Raw genomic sequence first — 15913 nt, 5'->3', positions numbered from 1 at the left:
ACCGGAGGTCTGACCGGAAAGGCGCTCTTGTGTTCGGCGGCCGAACATGCACAGCACGCCTGCCGGTCGCCCGCCGCCCGACCGGGCGGATCAGACCGGCGGCCAGGGTATGGCGGGCCATTCGCCGCCCGGCTCCGGGTGCCGCCCGCCGCGCAGCAGCCCCGCCACCCGCTCCCGCAGCGCCGCGATCTCGTCATCCGTGATCAGTTCGGCCAGTCGGGCGGCGAGCGTCCCGGTGTCCTCCAGCGCCCGCTGAAGGCCCCGCAGCACCTCCAGCGCCTCGTCGGTCAGCGGCTCCCCCGCCCACCCCCACAGCAGCGTGCGCAGCTTGTCCTCGGCGTGGAAGGTCACGCCGTGGTCGATGGCGAAGAACTCCCCGCCGGCGCCGGGCAGCAGATGGCCGCCCTTGCGGTCGCCGTTGTTGATCACGGCGTCCAGCACCGCGAGCCGCCGCAGCCGCGGGTGGTCGGCGTGCACCAGCAGCGCGGTGCGGCCCTCGCCGATCTGCGCGGAGCCCACCGCCTTCCAGCCGGGCCCCGGCTCCTCGTCCTCCACCAGCGCCAGCAGCTCGGGGACCTCGTCGCTGTTCTCCGGTGGCTCGATCCACTCCTGGACCATGCCGGTGCCGTACGGGCCGTCGCGCAGCACCGTCGGCGGGACGAGGTCCCAGCCGCAGTACCGGGCGACCTCGTACGCGGCGACCTCGCGCTGGGCGAGCGTGCCGTCGGGAAAGTCCCACAGCGGGCGCTCGCCCGCGACCGGCTTGTAGACGCAGGAGGCGGTCTCGCCGTCCCGGGCGACCGTGCAGAAGAGCACGGCGTTGGACGCCTCCGGGATGCGGCCGCGCACGGTCAGCTCACCGTCGGCGAGCAGGGCTTGCGTCCGGGCCCCGGCGGGCTCCGGCGCGGCGGGCGGCGGGTCCTGGGGGGCGACGGGACCGGGCAGCGGCGCGGCCTGCCCGGCGGGTTCGGCGGGCAGGCCGCTCAGGCGTCCCGTCGGTATCCGTTCTGGCGCGGGCATACGTGTCCCTCCGGATCGAGCGGCAGGCTGCACAGCGGGCACGGCGGGCGGCCGGCGTTGACCACTTCGAGCGCCCGCTTGGCGAAGGCCCTGGCCATGGTTCCGGTGAGGCGCACCCGGAGCATCGGGGGGCCGTTCTCGTCGTCCTGGAGCAGCCGCTCCTCGGCGTCGGCGAGGTCCTCGTCACTGTCCGCGTCCAGCTCGACCAGGGCCTGCGCCTCGACGATCATCCGCTCGTCCTCGCCGTCCCAGGCCAGGGCCATCGTGCCGACCCGGAACTCCTCCTCGACGGGCGTCTCCAGCGGGGCGGAGTCGGCCAGCTCGGCGGGCGAGACGGCGGGCACCGGGGCGTTGCCGCCACTGCGCCGCACGACCTCGTCCAGCAGCTCGTCGATGCGCTCGGCGAGCGCCGCGACCTGGGTCTTCTCCAGGGCGACGCTGGTGGTGCGGCCGGAGGCGGTGGCCTGGAGGTAGAAGCTACGGCGGCCAGGCAGCCCGACCGTACCGGCCACGAAGCGGTCCGGCGCGTCGTAGAAGAACACCTGACGGGACAACGTCCTGCTCCGATTGCTCGACTGCGGGGTCACTGCGGTCGCTGCACGTCCTGCGGTCACTGCGCGGATCGCAGGGGCGTGGCGGGCAGCGCCGTCGCACCACCCTACTGCGCCGACTGATCACGCTGCTCCCGCACCACCGCCGACAGCCGCGTCCCGGTCGGCCGCCGCCCCGCCGCCGTCCTCCCGGGGCGCGAGGGATCCGAAATCGCCGGTGTCCCCGAGCCGCACGAGGTAGGGGCGCAGCCGGGTGTAGCGGATCGCGGTGACCGAGCAGGGCTCGACGGAGATCCGCTGGAACAGGTCGAGGTGCATGCCCAGGGCGTCGGCGACCAGGGCCTTGATGATGTCGCCGTGCGAACACATGGCGTACACCGCCTCGGGGCCGTGCGCCTCCTCGGTCCGCGCGTTCCACTCGCGCACCGCGTCCACGGCCCTGGCCTGCATGGCGCGCATCGACTCGCCGCCGGGGAAGGCGGCCGCGGACGGGTGCTGCTGGACGACCTCCATCAGCGGCTCGTCGGCCAGCTCGGCGAGTTTGCGGCCCGACCAGTCGCCGTAGTCGCACTCGCTGATCCGGTCCTCGACGTGCAGCGTGAGCCACGGCCGGACCTCCAGCAGCGGCGCCACGGTCTCCCGGCAGCGCTGCAGCGGGCTGGAGACGACGGCGGTCAGCGGCACCTGGGACAGCCGTGCGGGCAGCGCGACGGCCTGGGCGGCGCCGCGCTCGTCGAGGGCGACACCGGGGGCCCGTCCGGCGAGCACTCCGGCGGTGTTGGCGGTGGAGCGGCCGTGCCGCACCAGGATCAGCGTGGGCATGGGCGCCACCCTACGTTCCCGGCCCGTGTTCCTGGCAGGTGGCGGTGCGAGGAGCGAGAATGCCGGTGTGATCGTGGACTGCGCCATCTACCGGGACGGCCGCCGCGCCGAGTGCGCGAGCGATTTCTCCCACGCGCTCCAGGAGGCGCGGGCCGAGGGCGACGCCTTCCTGTGGCTGGGGCTGCACGAGCCGACGGAGCAGGAGTTCGACCTCGTCAGCAGCGAGTTCGGGCTGCACCCGCTGGCCGTCGAGGACGCGCTCAAGGCGCACCAGCGGCCCAAGTTGGAGGTCTACGACGACTCGCTGTTCATGGTGCTGAAGCCGGTCACCTACGACGACACGGCCTCCACGGTGACCGCGTCGGAGGTGATGGTCTTCCTGGGCGAGGCGTTCGTGGTCACCGTCCGGCACGGCGAGGCCAGCCCGCTGGCGGCGGTGCGCCGGCGGCTGGAGGAGCACCCGGAGATCCTCCGGCACGGCCCCGGCGCGGTGCTGTACGCGGTCTGTGACGCGGTGGTCGACCACTACATCGACGTGGCCTCCGAACTCCAGCTGGACCTGGAGGAGTTGGAGGCGGAGGTGTTCGCTCCGGTGCGCCGGGACACCAAGAACACCGCGGCCGAGATCTACGCCTTCAAGCGCGAGGTGCTGGAGTTCCGGCGGGCGACCGGCCCGCTGTCCGCGCCGATGACCCTCCTGCAGAACCCCGGCGTGCCGTACGTCCACGACCACGCCCGGCCGTTCTTCCGCGACGTCGACGACCACCTCACCCGCGCCAACGAGTCGGTGGAGAGCCTGGACCGGCTGCTCTCGGACATTCTCGCCGCCCATCTGGCGCAGATGGGGGTGCGGCAGAACGACGACATGCGCAAGATCTCGGCCTGGGCGGCGCTGGCGGCCGTACCGACCCTGATCGCCGGCATCTACGGCATGAACTTCGCCGACATGCCGGAGCTGAGATGGAACCTGGGCTATCCCACGGTCCTGCTGGCGATGGTGGTCATCGAGGTCTCGCTCTACCGCCTGTTCAAACGCCGCGGCTGGCTGTGACCCCGGCGGCCGCGCATGCCCGACGGCTCAGGCGAACTCCGGCGCCGAGGCGGGCGGACCGCCCAGCGCGTCGCGGCGCTCGGGCATCCGGAGGCTGACCATCCGCCGCCAGCCGCCCAGCCGCTCGTAGCCGTACACCGCGCGGATCGCGGTGGTCAGCCCGCCGGACTTCGCCTTCGGCCACTTCAGGACGCGGCCCATGTGGTCCATCACGGCCAGGCTGACGTCCCGGTAGACGACCAGCTCGGCGCGGGCGCAGTCGTGCAGGATCCGCTGGATGGTCCGGCCGTGGCCGAGGCGGGCCAGCCGCAGCAGCTCCTCGTGGCAGTACGCCAGGTGGTTGTCCTCGTCGTGGGAGATGATCCGGATCGCCTTCCCCACCTCGGGGTGGTCGCCGAAGTACTTGGTGAGCATCACCATCTGGTCGGCGGCGCGCTGTTCGGTGACCCGGCTGTGGGAGAGGTAGGTGATGATGTCGAGCTCGGTGAGCGGCTCGTCGCGGCGCAGCTTGTCGTGCGCCAGGCCGATGCCCCGCCGCTCCAGCAGCGCGGTGTAGTCGGTCTCCTCGGGGACCGGGGCGGGCGTCAGGCCGCGCCGGCGCAGGAGGGCCTGGAAGATCCGGCCGTGCTTGTCCTCGTCGGCGCCGTGCCGGGTGACCTTGGGCGCCAGGTCGCGCAGCGAGGCGGGCATCAGCGAGGCGATCCGGCCGTTCTCCCAGCCGCCCTGTGCCTCGCCGCTGGCCGCGATGGAGCAGAACAGGCGGTAGGAGTCGTCGTTGTCGACGATCTCCTGGAACAGGCTTCGGGCCGAGAACATCTGCGCCACCTCCGAACGGACACACCCGTAAAGGAAAAGTCAAATGGGGCGTTCCGTGAGGGGCAACCCGAGCGGCCGCCCGTACGGCCGTTCGGGTGATGTCCGTCCTGGTGGCGGGCGTAACCCGGCCGTACGTCGGCACGTTGTGCCGCGTGACGGCCGCGGCGGGGAAGATCCCCCGAGCCCCCGCCACGGCCGCGGACCACAACGGCCCGGCGCCGGAAGCGCCGGGCCGTCGCGCGGTTCCGGGGCGGCCTGGGGCGCGGGGCCCGCCGGCTACGCCAGCCCGGCCCGCTCCAGCGCCTCGGTGCCCGCCCGCAGCGACGCGAGGCGGTCCTCCAGGGTGAAGCCCGCCGGGGCCAGCGTCAGGGTGGTCACCCCGGCCGCCGCGTAGGCCTGCATCCGCTCGGTGATCCGCTCGACGGAGCCGAGCAGCGTGGTCTGGTCGATCAGCCGCTCCGGGACGGCGGCGGCGGCACCGTCCTTGTCCCCGGACAGGTACTTGTCCTGGATCTCGGCGGCTTCCTTCTCGTAGCCCATCCGCCGCGCGAGCTGGTTGTAGAAGTTCTGCTTGCGGCTGCCCATCCCGCCCACGTACAGCGCGGTGTACGGGCGGAACATGTCGGCCAGCGCGCTGACGTCCTTGTCGGCGCCGACGGCCAGCGGCAGCGTCGGGCAGACGTCGAAGCCCTCCAGCGTCTTGCCCGCCTTCTCGCGCCCGGCCCGCAGGTGCGTGATCGCGGTCTCCTCCAGGTGCTCGGCGGAGGGGAAGATCAGCAGCGCGCCGTCGGCGATCTCGCCGGTCTGCGCCAGGTTCTTCGGGCCGATCGCGGCGATGTAGAGCGGGATGTGCTCGCGCTGCGGGTGGACGGTGAGCTTCAGCGGCTTGCCGGGGCCGCCGGGCAGCGGCAGCGTCCAGTGCTCGCCCTCGTAGGACAGCCGCTCGCGCGACATGGCCTTGCGGACGATGTCCACGTACTCGCGGGTGCGCGCCAGCGGCTTGTCGAACTTGACGCCGTACCAGCCCTCGGAGACCTGCGGCCCCGAGACGCCCAGGCCGAGCCGGAAGCGGCCGCCGGAGAGCGAGTCCAGGGTGGCGGCCGTCATCGCGGTCATCGCGGGGGTGCGCGCCGGGATCTGCAGGATGGCCGAGCCGATGTCGATGCGTTCGGTCTGGGCGGCGACCCAGGAGAGCACCGAGGGGGCGTCGGAGCCGTAGGCCTCGGCGGCCCAGCAGACGGCGTAGCCCAGGCGGTCGGCCTCCTTGGCCACCGCGAGATTGTCGGAGTCCATCCCGGCGCCCCAGTAGCCGAGGTTGATGCCAAGCCTCATGCCGCTCCCCTTACCGATCAGTAACGTCGCTGTTGCGGGGGACTGTAGCGCGCGCCCCCGCCGGCCGTCATCGGCGGGTTGTCCACAGGTCCCCTGTTCCCGGCGCGCGGCCAGTAATCTCAAGGCCCATGGAGCAAAGGCACCTCGGCCGTACGGGCCTTCGCGTGTCCCGTCTCGGGCTCGGCACCCTGAACTGGGCCCGCGACACGGACGAGCAGGAAGCCGCCGACCAGCTCAAGGCGTTCTGGGAGGCCGGCGGCACGCTGGTGGACACCGCCGACATCTACGCCGACGGCGGCGCCGAGTACCTCCTGGGCCGGCTGACGGAAGGACTCGTTCCGCGCGAGGACCTGGTCATCGCCACCAAGGCCGGCAGCGTGCTGGCGGCGGACCGCCGGGCCGACGGCTCCCGGCGCCATCTCCTCGCCGCCCTGGACGCCTCCCTGGAGCGGCTGGGCACCGAGTACGTCGACCTGTGGCAGCTGCACGCCTTCGATCCGCACACACCGCTGGAGGAGACGCTGCACGCCCTCGATCTGGCCGTCACCAGCGGCCGGGCGCGCTATGTGGGCCTGGCGAACTTCTCGGGCTGGCAGCTCGCCAAGGCGGGCACCTGGCAGCTCGCGGCGCCCGGTGTGCGCAACCGGCTGGCGAGCGCGCAAATGGAGTACTCCCTGCTCCAGCGCGGCGTCGAACGGGAGGTGCTGCCCGCGGCCCTCGACCTCGGCATCGGCCTGCTGCCGTCGTCGCCGCTCGGGCGGGGCGTGCTGACCGGGAAGTACCGCCATGCGACACCGGCCGACTCGCGCGGCGCCTCGGAGCATCTGGCGCCGTTCGTCGCGCCGTACCTCGACGAAACCGCGGGCCGGGTCGTCGAGGCGGTCACCACCGCCGCCGACGGACTGGCCGTCACCCCCCTGCAGGTCGCGCTCTCCTGGGTCCGCGACCGCCCCGGAGTGACCGCGCCGATCCTGGGCGCCCGCACGGAAGCGCAGCTCAGAGCCGCGTTGTCAGTGGAGACCCTTAGTCTTCCTGACGAGATCCGCCGGGCGCTGGACGATGTGTCGGCTCCGGTGCACCACTACCCCGATCACGACTGGAGCACGCTGTGAGTACCGACCGCCTCGCCGGCGAAACCCCGCCCGAGCAGGAGGCCGCGCCCGGGACTGCGGATGCCCAGACACCCGACGACACCGCGGCGCCGGAGGACACCGACGCCGCCGCTCCGGAGGACTCCCCGGCGGCGGCGGACGAGAACGCGCCGGTGAGCGACGAGCCGGCACCCGCGGCCTCCGGGGCCGGGACTCCGGACGCCGGTGCCGCGCAGGAGGCCCCGGGGGCGCCGTCGGCAGGGGCGCCGTCTTCAGGGGCGCCCTCGTCGCCCTCGCCGTCGTCGCCCTCGCCCTCGGCCTCGGCCTCGGCCTCGGCCAAGGCGACCGCGGATGCGCTGGCCGCCGCGGTCCGGGCCGTGGAGAGCGGCGAGCGCTCGGCCGCTTCGTTCTTCAACGACGCCCCGCGCCCCGCCCGGCAGACCCCGCCCGCCGCCCGGCCCGCCGAGGCGGGCCCGGCCACCGGCGACCACGCCCCGCAGGGCACGCCCCCGGCCCCCGCCGCTCCCGCCACCCGGCCGCGCCCGCCCCAGGAGACCGACGGTCCGGCCCGTCCCCCGGCCAACGGCACCACCGCCCCCGCCGGAGCACCGGCCCCGGCCGGCCCCGCTCCTGCCCCCCGTCCCGCCGTGGCCCCCGGCATCGAGGGCGTACGGCAGGTCCTCGCGGCGGGCGGCGCCCCGGAGGCGCTGGCGGAGCCGGCCGCCGAGGTGCTCGGGGAGCGGGCGGCCGAGGCGCTGGGCGAGGACCCCTGGCAGTTGCTCGGCGTGCCCGGGGTGCGCCCCGAGCAGGCCGACACCTTCGCGCGGGCGCTGCTCGGCGCCGCCTGCGGGCCGGGGGACGAGCGGCGCGCGCAGGCGCTGGTCGGCTGGCTGCTGGAGCAGGCCGCCCTCGCGGGGCACTCCGCCCTGGAGGCCGCCGCGCTGCGCGCCGCGCTCGCCCAGCGCGCGGTGCCCGACCCCGATGACGCCCTGCAGACCGCCATCGCGGACGGCGCGGTGCTGGTCTTCCAGGACGCGATCGAGGAACCGGGCCGGGCCCGCCCCGCCACCGGCGACGGCGAGGAGGAGGAACAGCCGGTCCGGATCCTGCTCGGCCTGGACCGGTATGCGATGGCCGAGGAGAGCGTCGCCGACGGTCTCGCGCGGCTGCTGAACACCTTCGAGGCGGTGGCGGAGCCGCCGCGGGACACCGCGCCGGACGGCGAGGCGCCCGGCGACGACACGACCGCCGCCGAGCCGGCGGAGCCCGACGCCGCCCCTGCCGCGGAGCCGTCCGCGGAGAGCGCCGCCCCGTCCTCCGACGCCGAAACCACCGGAGCACCGGCGGGCGCCGACGACACCGCCCACCGGCCCGTACGCCCCACCGCCGCCGCCTGGGAGGCCGCGGCGGCCGCCGCGCCGTCGCCGTCGGCCGCGGAGCTCATCCGCGCCGCCGCGCACAGCGGCCTGGTGGCGCACACCGGCGCCGAGGCGGCCCGCGCCGAGCCCGCCGCGCTGCTCACCGCGGCCCGCTCGCTGGGGCTGCGGGCGTTCGGCGCCACGCACACCGAGAACGGCCGCCGGCGCCTGGCCGCGGACCTCGCCCGGAGCGCACCGGACGCCACCGACGGGCCCGGGGAACCCGGCGCGGCCGCGGTGACCGTGGCCGGCCTGCTGTCCGGCCGGCAGGGTCCGGGCCGCGACGCCGACGGCGCCCTCGCACTCGACCTGCTGGTCGTGCTGGACGCCCCGCAGCTGGATCTGGAGACCGCCGCGCTGCTCGTCGAGTCGCTGACCGACGGGACCCGCCTGGTGCTCAGCGGCGACCCCGGTGTGCTGTGGTCCGCCGGCCCCGGCCGGCTGTTCGCCGATCTGCTCGCGGCACGCTTCTGCCCGCAGGTCGCCTCCCGCACCCCGGACTTCGGCCCGATCGGCGAGCTGGTGTCCGGCATCGGCATCGGCGAGCTGAGCCAGGTCGAGGCGCCCGGCAAGGAGGTGGTGATCGTCCCGGTGCGGGACGCCGGCGAGGCGGTGCACCGCACGGTCCAGCTGGTCGCCGACTCCGTGCCCCGGGCCCTGGGGGTCCCCGCCGAGCAGACCCAGGTCATCACGGTCGGCCACGGCGGCGCGGCCGGCACCCGCGCGCTGAACGCCGCCCTCAAGGGGCGGCTCAACCCCGGCCCCGGCCGGTTCGGCGGCTTCGACGCCGGTGACCGGGTGGCCTACGCCCCGGCCCCCGGCCGCACGGTCCCGGGCACGGTCACCGGCGCGGACGCGTCCGGCCTGCACCTCGACTGCGACGGCGCCGCGGCCGTGGTGCCCCGCGAGCAGGTCGCCGGGGGCGCCGTACGCCACGGCTGGGCGCTCACCGCGCACCAGGCGGCCGGGATGCGCTGGCCCGCCGCGGTGGTCGTGCTGCCCGGGGACGCCGCCGGCGGACTGACCCGCGCCTGGGTCTACACCGCCTTCAGCCGCGGCGAGCAGCATCTGTCGGTCGTCCAGGGGGTCGACCAGGCCCTTCCGCGCGCGGTCACCGAGGTGCCCGTCAAGGAACGCACCACCCGCCTGCGCACCCTCCTGCGCCACAGCGCCCAGGACGCCGAGGAGCCGTCGGCGGACAACTGACCAGCCCTGCGCCCTGCGCCCCGGCTCCCGGCTCAGACGCCCCACAGCCGCTGCTCCGGCCCGTCAGCAGTTTCCTGCCGTCGGACCGGGGCAGCGGCTGCCTCGGGTCGGAGTGCGACGCCGCCGGGGCAGCGCGCGCCCGGACGACCACCGGATGCGTCCCGGGGACGCGCCCGGCGGGGCGCCCCCCGGGACGGACTCACCTCTCTTGGTCGAGCGGCTCCAGGTCGTCGTCGCCCAGTTCCTCGTCGAAGACCGCGCTGACGTCGAAGCGGCACACCACCCGCTGGGGGTCCGCCTGATCGAACGGCGCGGACAGCCACTCCCCCGGATCGGCCGGATCGTCGGCGGCCGCCACCCACAGGGTGGAGTCGCCCTCCTCCAGCCCGAACTCCTTGTGGCGAGAGGCGATCTCGTCCGGCTCGAACTCCCCGAAGAGCACACCGAGCGCCGCGTGCACGCTGGTGCCGACAACTGCGGCGGCATCGGCGCCGGCGCCCGCCGCCTCGTCGGCGGCGTCCGGGTCCAGATCGGCGATGCGCTGGGCCTGGTGCAGCAGCCGCTGCGGTTCGGCGACGGTGTAGTCGCGCCGGATCAGGACGCTCAGCGCACTCGGCTCGTCCGGGCCCGCATAAGCGGGCAGGGCGTCGTTCCCGGGGATCTCGAAGGGGGTGACCTCGTCGTAGGTGTCGTAGAGCAGCTCGTCATAGACCTCAGCGGCCGCGGCGAGCTCGTCGAACGCGGCGTAGACGGCCGGATCATCCTGCCCCGAGCGGCGTTCGACCGCGTCGAGGTGACGGTCCAGCGCGGCTTTGACCGCCTCGGCGGCGGCACGTACCTCGGCAGCGGAAGGCTGCGCAGCATCAGACATAGTGCAGACGCTATCCGTACCGGGGCCGGTCCCGCACAATAGATGCGATGCCGGAATACGAATTCTGCGATGTGTACGTGCCTCGGGGAGTGTCCCGGAAGGCCGCCACACGCCTGCTGACCGACCATGCCGAGTACGGACACTGGGAGTTGGACCGACTGCGCCTGAACCCGGACGGGAGCCGCAAGGTGCGGCTGCGCCGCCGGATCATCCGCCAGCTCCGCGCCACATGGTGAGCGCCGCCGGCGCCTGAACACGGCAGAGCGGGCCCCGCTCGGCAGGGCCCGCTCCGTGGAGCGCCAGTGCGCTATCCCGTGCTGCTCACCGACGAGCGGCGCGCGCCTTGCGGTAGATCAAGGCGCCCCCCAGCAGCAGCCCGGCGCTGGCCGGAATCGCGTAGCCGACTCCGCCGGCACCCGTCTGCGCGAGGTGCCCGACCGGCTTGGCAGGCGTCACGATCTTGCTGTGACCCCCGGTCTGCGGCTTCGCCGGCGTGTGCGGCATCTGCTGACTGGGCGTGCCCGGGTGGTGCGGCTTCCCCGGGTGCTCCGGCGTGCCCGGCTGATGCGGCTTGCCGGGGTGGTGGGGCTTGGCCGGGTGGTGCGGCTTGCCCGGGTGGTGCGGCCTGGCCGGGACCGAGGCCCCATTGGCGCAGTGGTTGCCGAAGGCCGGGTTCAGCAGCCCAGCGGCCGAGACACTGTTGCCGCAGGCGTTCACCGGTACGTCGACCGGAGCCTGGACATTGTTGCCCGACGCGATGCCGGGCGAGTTCGTCGCCCCGCCGGCGGCGTTCGCGCCACCCTGGTGTCCGCCCTGGTGCGCACCCTGGTGGACGCCACCCTGGTGCCGGCCGACGTCATTGGCGCAGCGGTTGCCGAACGCGGGGTTCAGCAGCCCGACGACATTGACGGTGTTGCCGCAGGCGTTCACCGGAACGTGAACCGGTACCTGGACGTTGTTGCCGGATCCCACGCCGGGCGAGTTCGCCGCGCCTCCGGCGGCTCCCGCGTCGGCCTGTGCATAGCCGGCGGCCATGGCGAGTACGCCACTGGCGGCCGCCATGGTGATCAGGCCCTTTCGTGCGACCTGTCTCATAGGTTGTTCCCCTGCCTAGTGCCTTACAGGAATACGGGCAGGCGGTGATCTTCGGAAAGACCCACCGGCCCGTCGACTACCCAGCGGCTCCGGAATGCGTGGCGCGCGTTCCGGAGCCGGACCGAGTCAGACCCTTACGGATGCAAATACAACGCCAAAGGACGCCAGAAGGTCACTTGTTGACGCAGACCGCGCCGAACGCGGGGTTCAGCAGCCCGATCACGGAGACCGTGTTGCCACAAACGTTCACCGGAACGTGTACCGGCACCTGGATGGTGTTGCCGGAGACCACACCAGGAGAGTTCAGGGCAGCGCCCTGGGCACCCGAATCGGCAACGGCCAGGCCCGCACCGGCGAGCACGACACCACCGGCAACTGCCGCAGCGGCGACGACCTTCTTGATCATTATTCCTCCTTGTAGGCAATACGATCCCAGCCGCGGACCGCACTGACTGCAACGAGGAAAATGCTGTTGAAGCTACGAACACATCAGCGCGTTCACCCTTTTCAGCGAAGCCGGCGCGAAAGGCAGGAAAACCGCGCCGAATTCAGCTCTGGTCGATGAACCGATCGAGTACCCGCACCCCGAACTTCAGTCCGTCCACCGGCACCCGCTCGTCCACGCCGTGGAACATTCCTGCGAAATCCAGCTCCGGCGGCAGCTTCAGCGGGGCGAAGCCGAATCCGCGGATCCCGAGATCGTCGAAGGACTTGGCGTCCGTACCGGCGGAGAGCATGTACGGCACGGCGCGCGCGATCGGGTCCTCGGCCTGCAGCGCCGACTGCATCGCCTCGACCAGCGCGCCGTCGAACGTGGTCTCCAGCGCCTTGTCCGCGTGGACGTCCTCCCGCTTGACCCGCGGGCCCAGGATCCGGTCCAGGTCGGCCAGGAACTCCTCCTCGTGGCCCGGCAGGAAACGGCCGTCGACGTGGGCGGTGGCCTGGCCGGGGATGACGTTGACCTTGTAACCGGCGCCCAGCTGGGTCGGGTTGGCGGTGTTCTTGAGCGAGGCGCCGATCAGCTTGGCGATGCCGCCGAGCTTGGCCAGGGTGGCGTCCATGTCCTCGGGGTCGAGCTCGGTGCCCAGCGCGTCCCCGAGCTGGTCCAGGAAGGAGCGCAGCGTCTTGGTCACCCGCACCGGGAACTCGTGACGGCCCAACCGGCCGACCGCCTCGGACAGTTCGGTGATCGCGTTGTCCTTGTGGATCATCGACCCGTGGCCGGCGTTGCCGTCCACGGTCAGCTTCATCCAGTGCATGCCCTTCTGGGCCGTCTCGATGAGGTAGAGCCGCACCTGCTCGTTGACGGTGAAGGAGAAGCCGCCGACCTCGCTGATCGCCTCCGTGACGCCCTCGAAGAGGTGCGGGTGGTGGTCGACGAGGTAGCGCGCGCCGTAGGTGCCGCCCGCCTCCTCGTCCGCGAGGAACGCCAGCACGATGTCGCGCGGCGGCTTGCGGCCGGTGCGCAGCCGGTCGCGGACGACGGCCAGCGTCATCGCGTCCATGTCCTTCATGTCGACCGCGCCCCGTCCCCAGAGGCAGCCGTCGGCGATCTCGCCGGAGAACGGGTGGTGGGTCCAGTCGTCGGCGTTGGCCGGCACGACGTCGGTGTGCCCGTGGATGAGCAGGCCGGGCCGCGAGCGGTCCTCGCCCTCGATCCGGGCGACCGTCGAGGCCCGGCCCTTGTGGGACTCGAAGATCTGCGGTTCGAGGCCCACCTCGGCGAGCTTCTCCGCGACGTACTCGGCGGCGGCCCGCTCCCCCGGGCCCGAGTGGTCGCCGTAGTTGCTGGTGTCCATCCTGATCAGATCCCGGCAGAGGTCGACCACCTCGTCCTCACCGGTGACCGTACGGGCCGACTGCGACTCGCTCATGCCGAAACCTCGCTCCGCCCGGCCCCGCATGCGCGGGGCCCCCACCTCTCCATGGATCGCTCGCCCAGCTGACTCACGGTGCCTCCTCTGGCTTCACGGCCGCGTCACGCGCCCCGGGGAGCACGGACCGCGGCGGGGTCCACCGCCATCCTCCACCCGCCGCCCGCCGGACCCAAGGCCGCAATACTCCGGACATGCCCTGGTCACAGCGCCGCATCAGGCCGAATGCCGGGGTGATCGACCACCCGCGAACGTTTGCTATTGTTTTCCACGTCGGAACGGCCCAGGCCGCTCCGGCAGACACCTGGTCCGGGTGGCGGAATGGCAGACGCGCTAGCTTGAGGTGCTAGTGCCCTTTATCGGGCGTGGGGGTTCAAGTCCCCCCTCGGACACATCGCGCACGAAGGTGCCGGCCGATCTTCGGTCGGCACCTTCTGCGTTTGCCGGCACCTTCGCGTTCCCGGTGCGGGCCGCGCCGGCCCGGCCCCCGTCGGCGTTGCGTTGCCGGGCCGGCTGGGGTTCTCTTGCCGGGTGAGACGCAGATCCCCGGTTCCGCCCGCCCCGCTCCCCCAGCGTGACGGCATCGATCCCGTACGGGTGCGGCTGCCCGCCGACCCGGACGGGACGTGGGGGACCGTCCGGGAACATCTGGTCCACCGGTTCCAGGGGGCGATCGGGGCGGGGCGGGTGGACGCGATGCTGGGCGCGGGGCGGTTCGTCGGGACCGGCGGGGCGCTGAGCGGGGCGGAGCCGTACGAGGCCGGGCGGTACGTCTGGTTCCACCGGGACTTCGCGCCGGAGACGCCGGTGCCGTTCGCGGTGCGGATCGTGCACCGCGACGAGCGGATCGTGGTCGCCGACAAGCCGCACTTTCTCGCCACGACGCCGCGCGGGCGGCACATCACCGAGACCGCGCTGGCCCGGCTGCGGCGCGATCTGGCACTGCCGGCGCTGCAGCCCGCGCACCGGCTGGACCGGCTGACGGCGGGCCTGGCGCTGTTCGTCGTGCGGCCCGAGGACCGGGGCGCGTACCAGGGCCTGTTCGGCGGGCGGCGGGTGCGCAAGGAGTACGAGGCGGTGGCGCCGTACGACCGGTCGGTGGCGCTGCCGGTGACGGTGCGCAGCCGGATCGTGAAGGAGCGCGGGGTGCTGGCCGCGCGCGAGGAGGACGGGGCGGCCAACGCGGAGAGCCGGATCGAGCTGGTGGAGCGGCGGGGCGGGCTCGGGCGCTACCGGCTGCTGCCCACGACCGGGCGCACCCATCAGCTGCGGGTCCATATGAACGGGCTGGGGCTGCCGATCCTCCACGATCCGGTCTACCCGGTGGTCGGGGACCCGGACCCGGACGACTTCTCCGCTCCGCTCCAACTGCTGGCGAAGGTACTGGAATTCACCGACCCGGTGGACGGCAGGACGCGGCGGTTCGAGAGCGGGCGGCGGCTGGCGGCGTGGGACCCGGCCCCGATGGGGTGAAGCCCCTCGCGCGGCCGGGTCGCTCCCCCGCGGCCGGGCTGTCCTCCCCCACGGAATTTCCGGTGCGGACGGCCGCCGGGCGTGCCTAAGGTGCGCCGGTCGGTGGAGCGGAAGAGGGGTTGTCGAACGGATGCTGATTTTCGATGCGGACGACACGTTGTGGGAGAACAACGTGGTCTTCGAGCGGGTCATCGACGAGTTTCTGGAGTGGATGGTCCGCCCCGGACTCGACCGGGCCGCGGTGCGGGCGGTGCTCGACGGGATCGAGGCGGCGAACGCACGGACCCTGGGCTACGGCAGCAAGGTGTTCCTGCACAGCCTCGGGGAGTGCGTGGCGCGGCTGCGGGGCCGGGACGCGACGGCCGAGGAGGCGGCGCGGATCGCCGGGTGGGCCGCGGCCTTCGACCGGGACGGCGTGGAGCTGATCCCCGGGGTCGCCGAGACCCTGGCCGAGCTGGCCCGGCGGCACGACCTGTTGCTGCTGACCAAGGGCGACACCGAGGAGCAGCGGCGGAAGGTGACGGCCTCCGGGCTGAGCGGCCACTTCCGTGGCGTCCACATCGTGGCGGAGAAGAACACCGCCGCCTACGAGGAGCTGATCCGCGCCTACGACCTGGACGCGGCCTCGGCATGGATGATCGGCAACTCCCCGAAGTCGGACATCCTGCCGGCCCGGTCGGCCGGCCTGAACGCGGTGTTCATCCCGCACGACCACACCTGGGTCCTGGAGCACGGTGACCTCGACCCCGCTGACGAGAAGGTGCTGCGGCTGTCGGCGTTCGGCGACCTGCTGCGGCACTTCTGAGAGGGGCGGACGACATGACGGTGGCGGGACCCAGGGTGTCCTGTGTGTTCGTGTGCCATGACGGCGCGGGGCGGGTGCTGCTGGCCCGGCGGAGCGCGGGGGCCAGGGACGAGCCGGGGACGTGGGACTGCGGCGCGGGGGCGCTGGAGTTCGGTGAGTCCTTCGAGGCGGCCGTGGCGCGGGAGGTGTACGAGGAGTACGGCGTGCGGCCGCACGGCATCGAGCAGATCGGGGTGCGCAATGTGCTGCGCGGCGATCCGGTCGACTCGCACTGGGTCGCGGTGGTCTTCGCCGTACGGGTGGCGCCGGAGGCGGTGACGCTCGGCGAGCCGCACAAGTTCGACGCCCTCGCCTGGTTCGCTCCCGAGGCGCTGCCGGCGCCGCTGCATTCGCAGTGCGGGCGGACCCTGGAGCTGTTCGGCACGGGGGCCGGAGCCCGGCTGCTCCCTCGGCAGCGGAGCTGACGCGGGGCGGCGGCCGTCGCGGAG

At 73.5% G+C, this 15913-nt stretch carries 16 protein-coding genes and 1 tRNA gene; 8 read left to right on the top strand and 9 right to left on the bottom strand.

Annotation, left to right across the window (positions count from 1 at the left end; genetic code table 11):
* Positions 1 to 90: 90 nt before the first annotated feature.
* The 3 genes from K7396_RS28865 to K7396_RS28855 form a co-directional block, all read right to left on the bottom strand.
* Positions 91 to 1020 (bottom strand): SCO1664 family protein, encoded by a 930-nt coding sequence (locus K7396_RS28865; RefSeq protein WP_086718063.1) that lies wholly within the window; start codon positions 1018 to 1020, stop codon positions 91 to 93.
* Positions 984 to 1574, bottom strand: a complete 591-nt coding sequence (locus K7396_RS28860) for a DUF3090 domain-containing protein (protein WP_086718061.1) — start codon at positions 1572 to 1574, stop codon at positions 984 to 986. The genes K7396_RS28865 and K7396_RS28860 overlap by 37 nt, the downstream gene beginning before the upstream one ends.
* A 120-nt stretch (positions 1575 to 1694) precedes the next feature.
* On the bottom strand, positions 1695 to 2393 hold the full coding sequence (locus K7396_RS28855) for a histidine phosphatase family protein (RefSeq protein WP_086718069.1): 699 nt from the start codon (positions 2391 to 2393) through the stop codon (positions 1695 to 1697).
* Positions 2394 to 2460: 67 nt separating this feature from the next.
* Between K7396_RS28855 and corA the strand changes: the two genes are divergently transcribed.
* On the top strand, positions 2461 to 3444 hold the full coding sequence (gene corA / locus K7396_RS28850) for a magnesium/cobalt transporter CorA (protein ID WP_223660231.1): 984 nt from the start codon (positions 2461 to 2463) through the stop codon (positions 3442 to 3444).
* A gap of 27 nt (positions 3445 to 3471) precedes the next feature.
* Here the strand turns inward: corA and K7396_RS28845 are convergent, their stop codons facing one another.
* Complete coding sequence (locus K7396_RS28845; protein WP_086718057.1) at positions 3472 to 4260, bottom strand: hypothetical protein; 789 nt, start codon at positions 4258 to 4260, stop codon at positions 3472 to 3474.
* A gap of 276 nt (positions 4261 to 4536) precedes the next feature.
* Entirely contained in the window at positions 4537 to 5592 is a 1056-nt protein-coding gene (locus tag K7396_RS28840) for an LLM class F420-dependent oxidoreductase (RefSeq protein ID WP_086718055.1), read from the bottom strand.
* A 128-nt stretch (positions 5593 to 5720) separates the two neighbouring features.
* Between K7396_RS28840 and K7396_RS28835 the strand changes: the two genes are divergently transcribed.
* Complete coding sequence (locus tag K7396_RS28835; RefSeq protein WP_086718053.1) at positions 5721 to 6704, top strand: aldo/keto reductase; 984 nt, start codon at positions 5721 to 5723, stop codon at positions 6702 to 6704.
* The gene (locus K7396_RS28830) at positions 6701 to 9307 is read left to right on the top strand and encodes a helix-hairpin-helix domain-containing protein (RefSeq protein ID WP_152105049.1); all 2607 of its coding nucleotides are present in this window, start codon (positions 6701 to 6703) and stop codon (positions 9305 to 9307) included. The genes K7396_RS28835 and K7396_RS28830 overlap by 4 nt, the downstream gene beginning before the upstream one ends.
* A gap of 199 nt (positions 9308 to 9506) precedes the next feature.
* Here K7396_RS28830 and K7396_RS28825 read toward each other — a convergent pair whose 3' ends face one another.
* Positions 9507 to 10178, bottom strand: coding sequence for a hypothetical protein (locus tag K7396_RS28825; protein ID WP_086721697.1), 672 nt, complete (start codon positions 10176 to 10178; stop codon positions 9507 to 9509).
* A gap of 47 nt (positions 10179 to 10225) precedes the next feature.
* On the opposite strand from K7396_RS28825, the gene K7396_RS28820 reads away from it, so the two are divergent.
* On the top strand, positions 10226 to 10414 hold the full coding sequence (locus K7396_RS28820) for a DUF5703 family protein (protein WP_006607658.1): 189 nt from the start codon (positions 10226 to 10228) through the stop codon (positions 10412 to 10414).
* An 85-nt stretch (positions 10415 to 10499) separates the two neighbouring features.
* On the opposite strand, the gene K7396_RS35840 is transcribed toward K7396_RS28820, so the two are convergent.
* The 3 genes from K7396_RS35840 to K7396_RS28805 all read right to left on the bottom strand — a co-directional run bounded on the left by K7396_RS35840 (position 10500) and on the right by K7396_RS28805 (position 13147).
* The gene (locus K7396_RS35840; protein ID WP_086721696.1) at positions 10500 to 11273 is read right to left on the bottom strand and encodes a chaplin; all 774 of its coding nucleotides are present in this window, start codon (positions 11271 to 11273) and stop codon (positions 10500 to 10502) included.
* 172 nt (positions 11274 to 11445) lie between these two features.
* On the bottom strand, positions 11446 to 11679 hold the full coding sequence (locus K7396_RS28810; RefSeq protein WP_086721695.1) for a chaplin: 234 nt from the start codon (positions 11677 to 11679) through the stop codon (positions 11446 to 11448).
* Positions 11680 to 11821: 142 nt separating this feature from the next.
* Positions 11822 to 13147 carry a M20/M25/M40 family metallo-hydrolase gene (locus K7396_RS28805; RefSeq protein ID WP_223660230.1) on the bottom strand — a complete coding sequence of 442 codons (1326 nt, stop codon included), beginning with the start codon at positions 13145 to 13147 and terminating at the stop codon, positions 11822 to 11824.
* 307 nt (positions 13148 to 13454) lie between these two features.
* Here K7396_RS28805 and K7396_RS28800 point away from each other — a divergent pair.
* From K7396_RS28800 to K7396_RS28785, 4 genes are all read left to right on the top strand, one after another.
* A tRNA-Leu gene (locus tag K7396_RS28800) sits at positions 13455 to 13539 on the top strand.
* A gap of 139 nt (positions 13540 to 13678) precedes the next feature.
* The gene (locus K7396_RS28795) at positions 13679 to 14620 is read left to right on the top strand and encodes a pseudouridine synthase (protein WP_152105048.1); all 942 of its coding nucleotides are present in this window, start codon (positions 13679 to 13681) and stop codon (positions 14618 to 14620) included.
* 130 nt (positions 14621 to 14750) lie between these two features.
* The gene (locus tag K7396_RS28790) at positions 14751 to 15425 is read left to right on the top strand and encodes an HAD family hydrolase (protein WP_086721948.1); all 675 of its coding nucleotides are present in this window, start codon (positions 14751 to 14753) and stop codon (positions 15423 to 15425) included.
* A 14-nt stretch (positions 15426 to 15439) separates the two neighbouring features.
* On the top strand, positions 15440 to 15889 hold the full coding sequence (locus K7396_RS28785) for an NUDIX hydrolase (RefSeq protein WP_086721947.1): 450 nt from the start codon (positions 15440 to 15442) through the stop codon (positions 15887 to 15889).
* The last annotated feature ends 24 nt before the right edge of the window (positions 15890 to 15913 follow it).

The organism is Streptomyces angustmyceticus (genome assembly GCF_019933235.1).
Taxonomy (GTDB): domain Bacteria; phylum Actinomycetota; class Actinomycetes; order Streptomycetales; family Streptomycetaceae; genus Streptomyces; species Streptomyces angustmyceticus.
The sequence above is the reverse complement of the archived record's forward strand: the minus strand, read 5'-3'. Positions and strand labels throughout refer to the sequence as shown.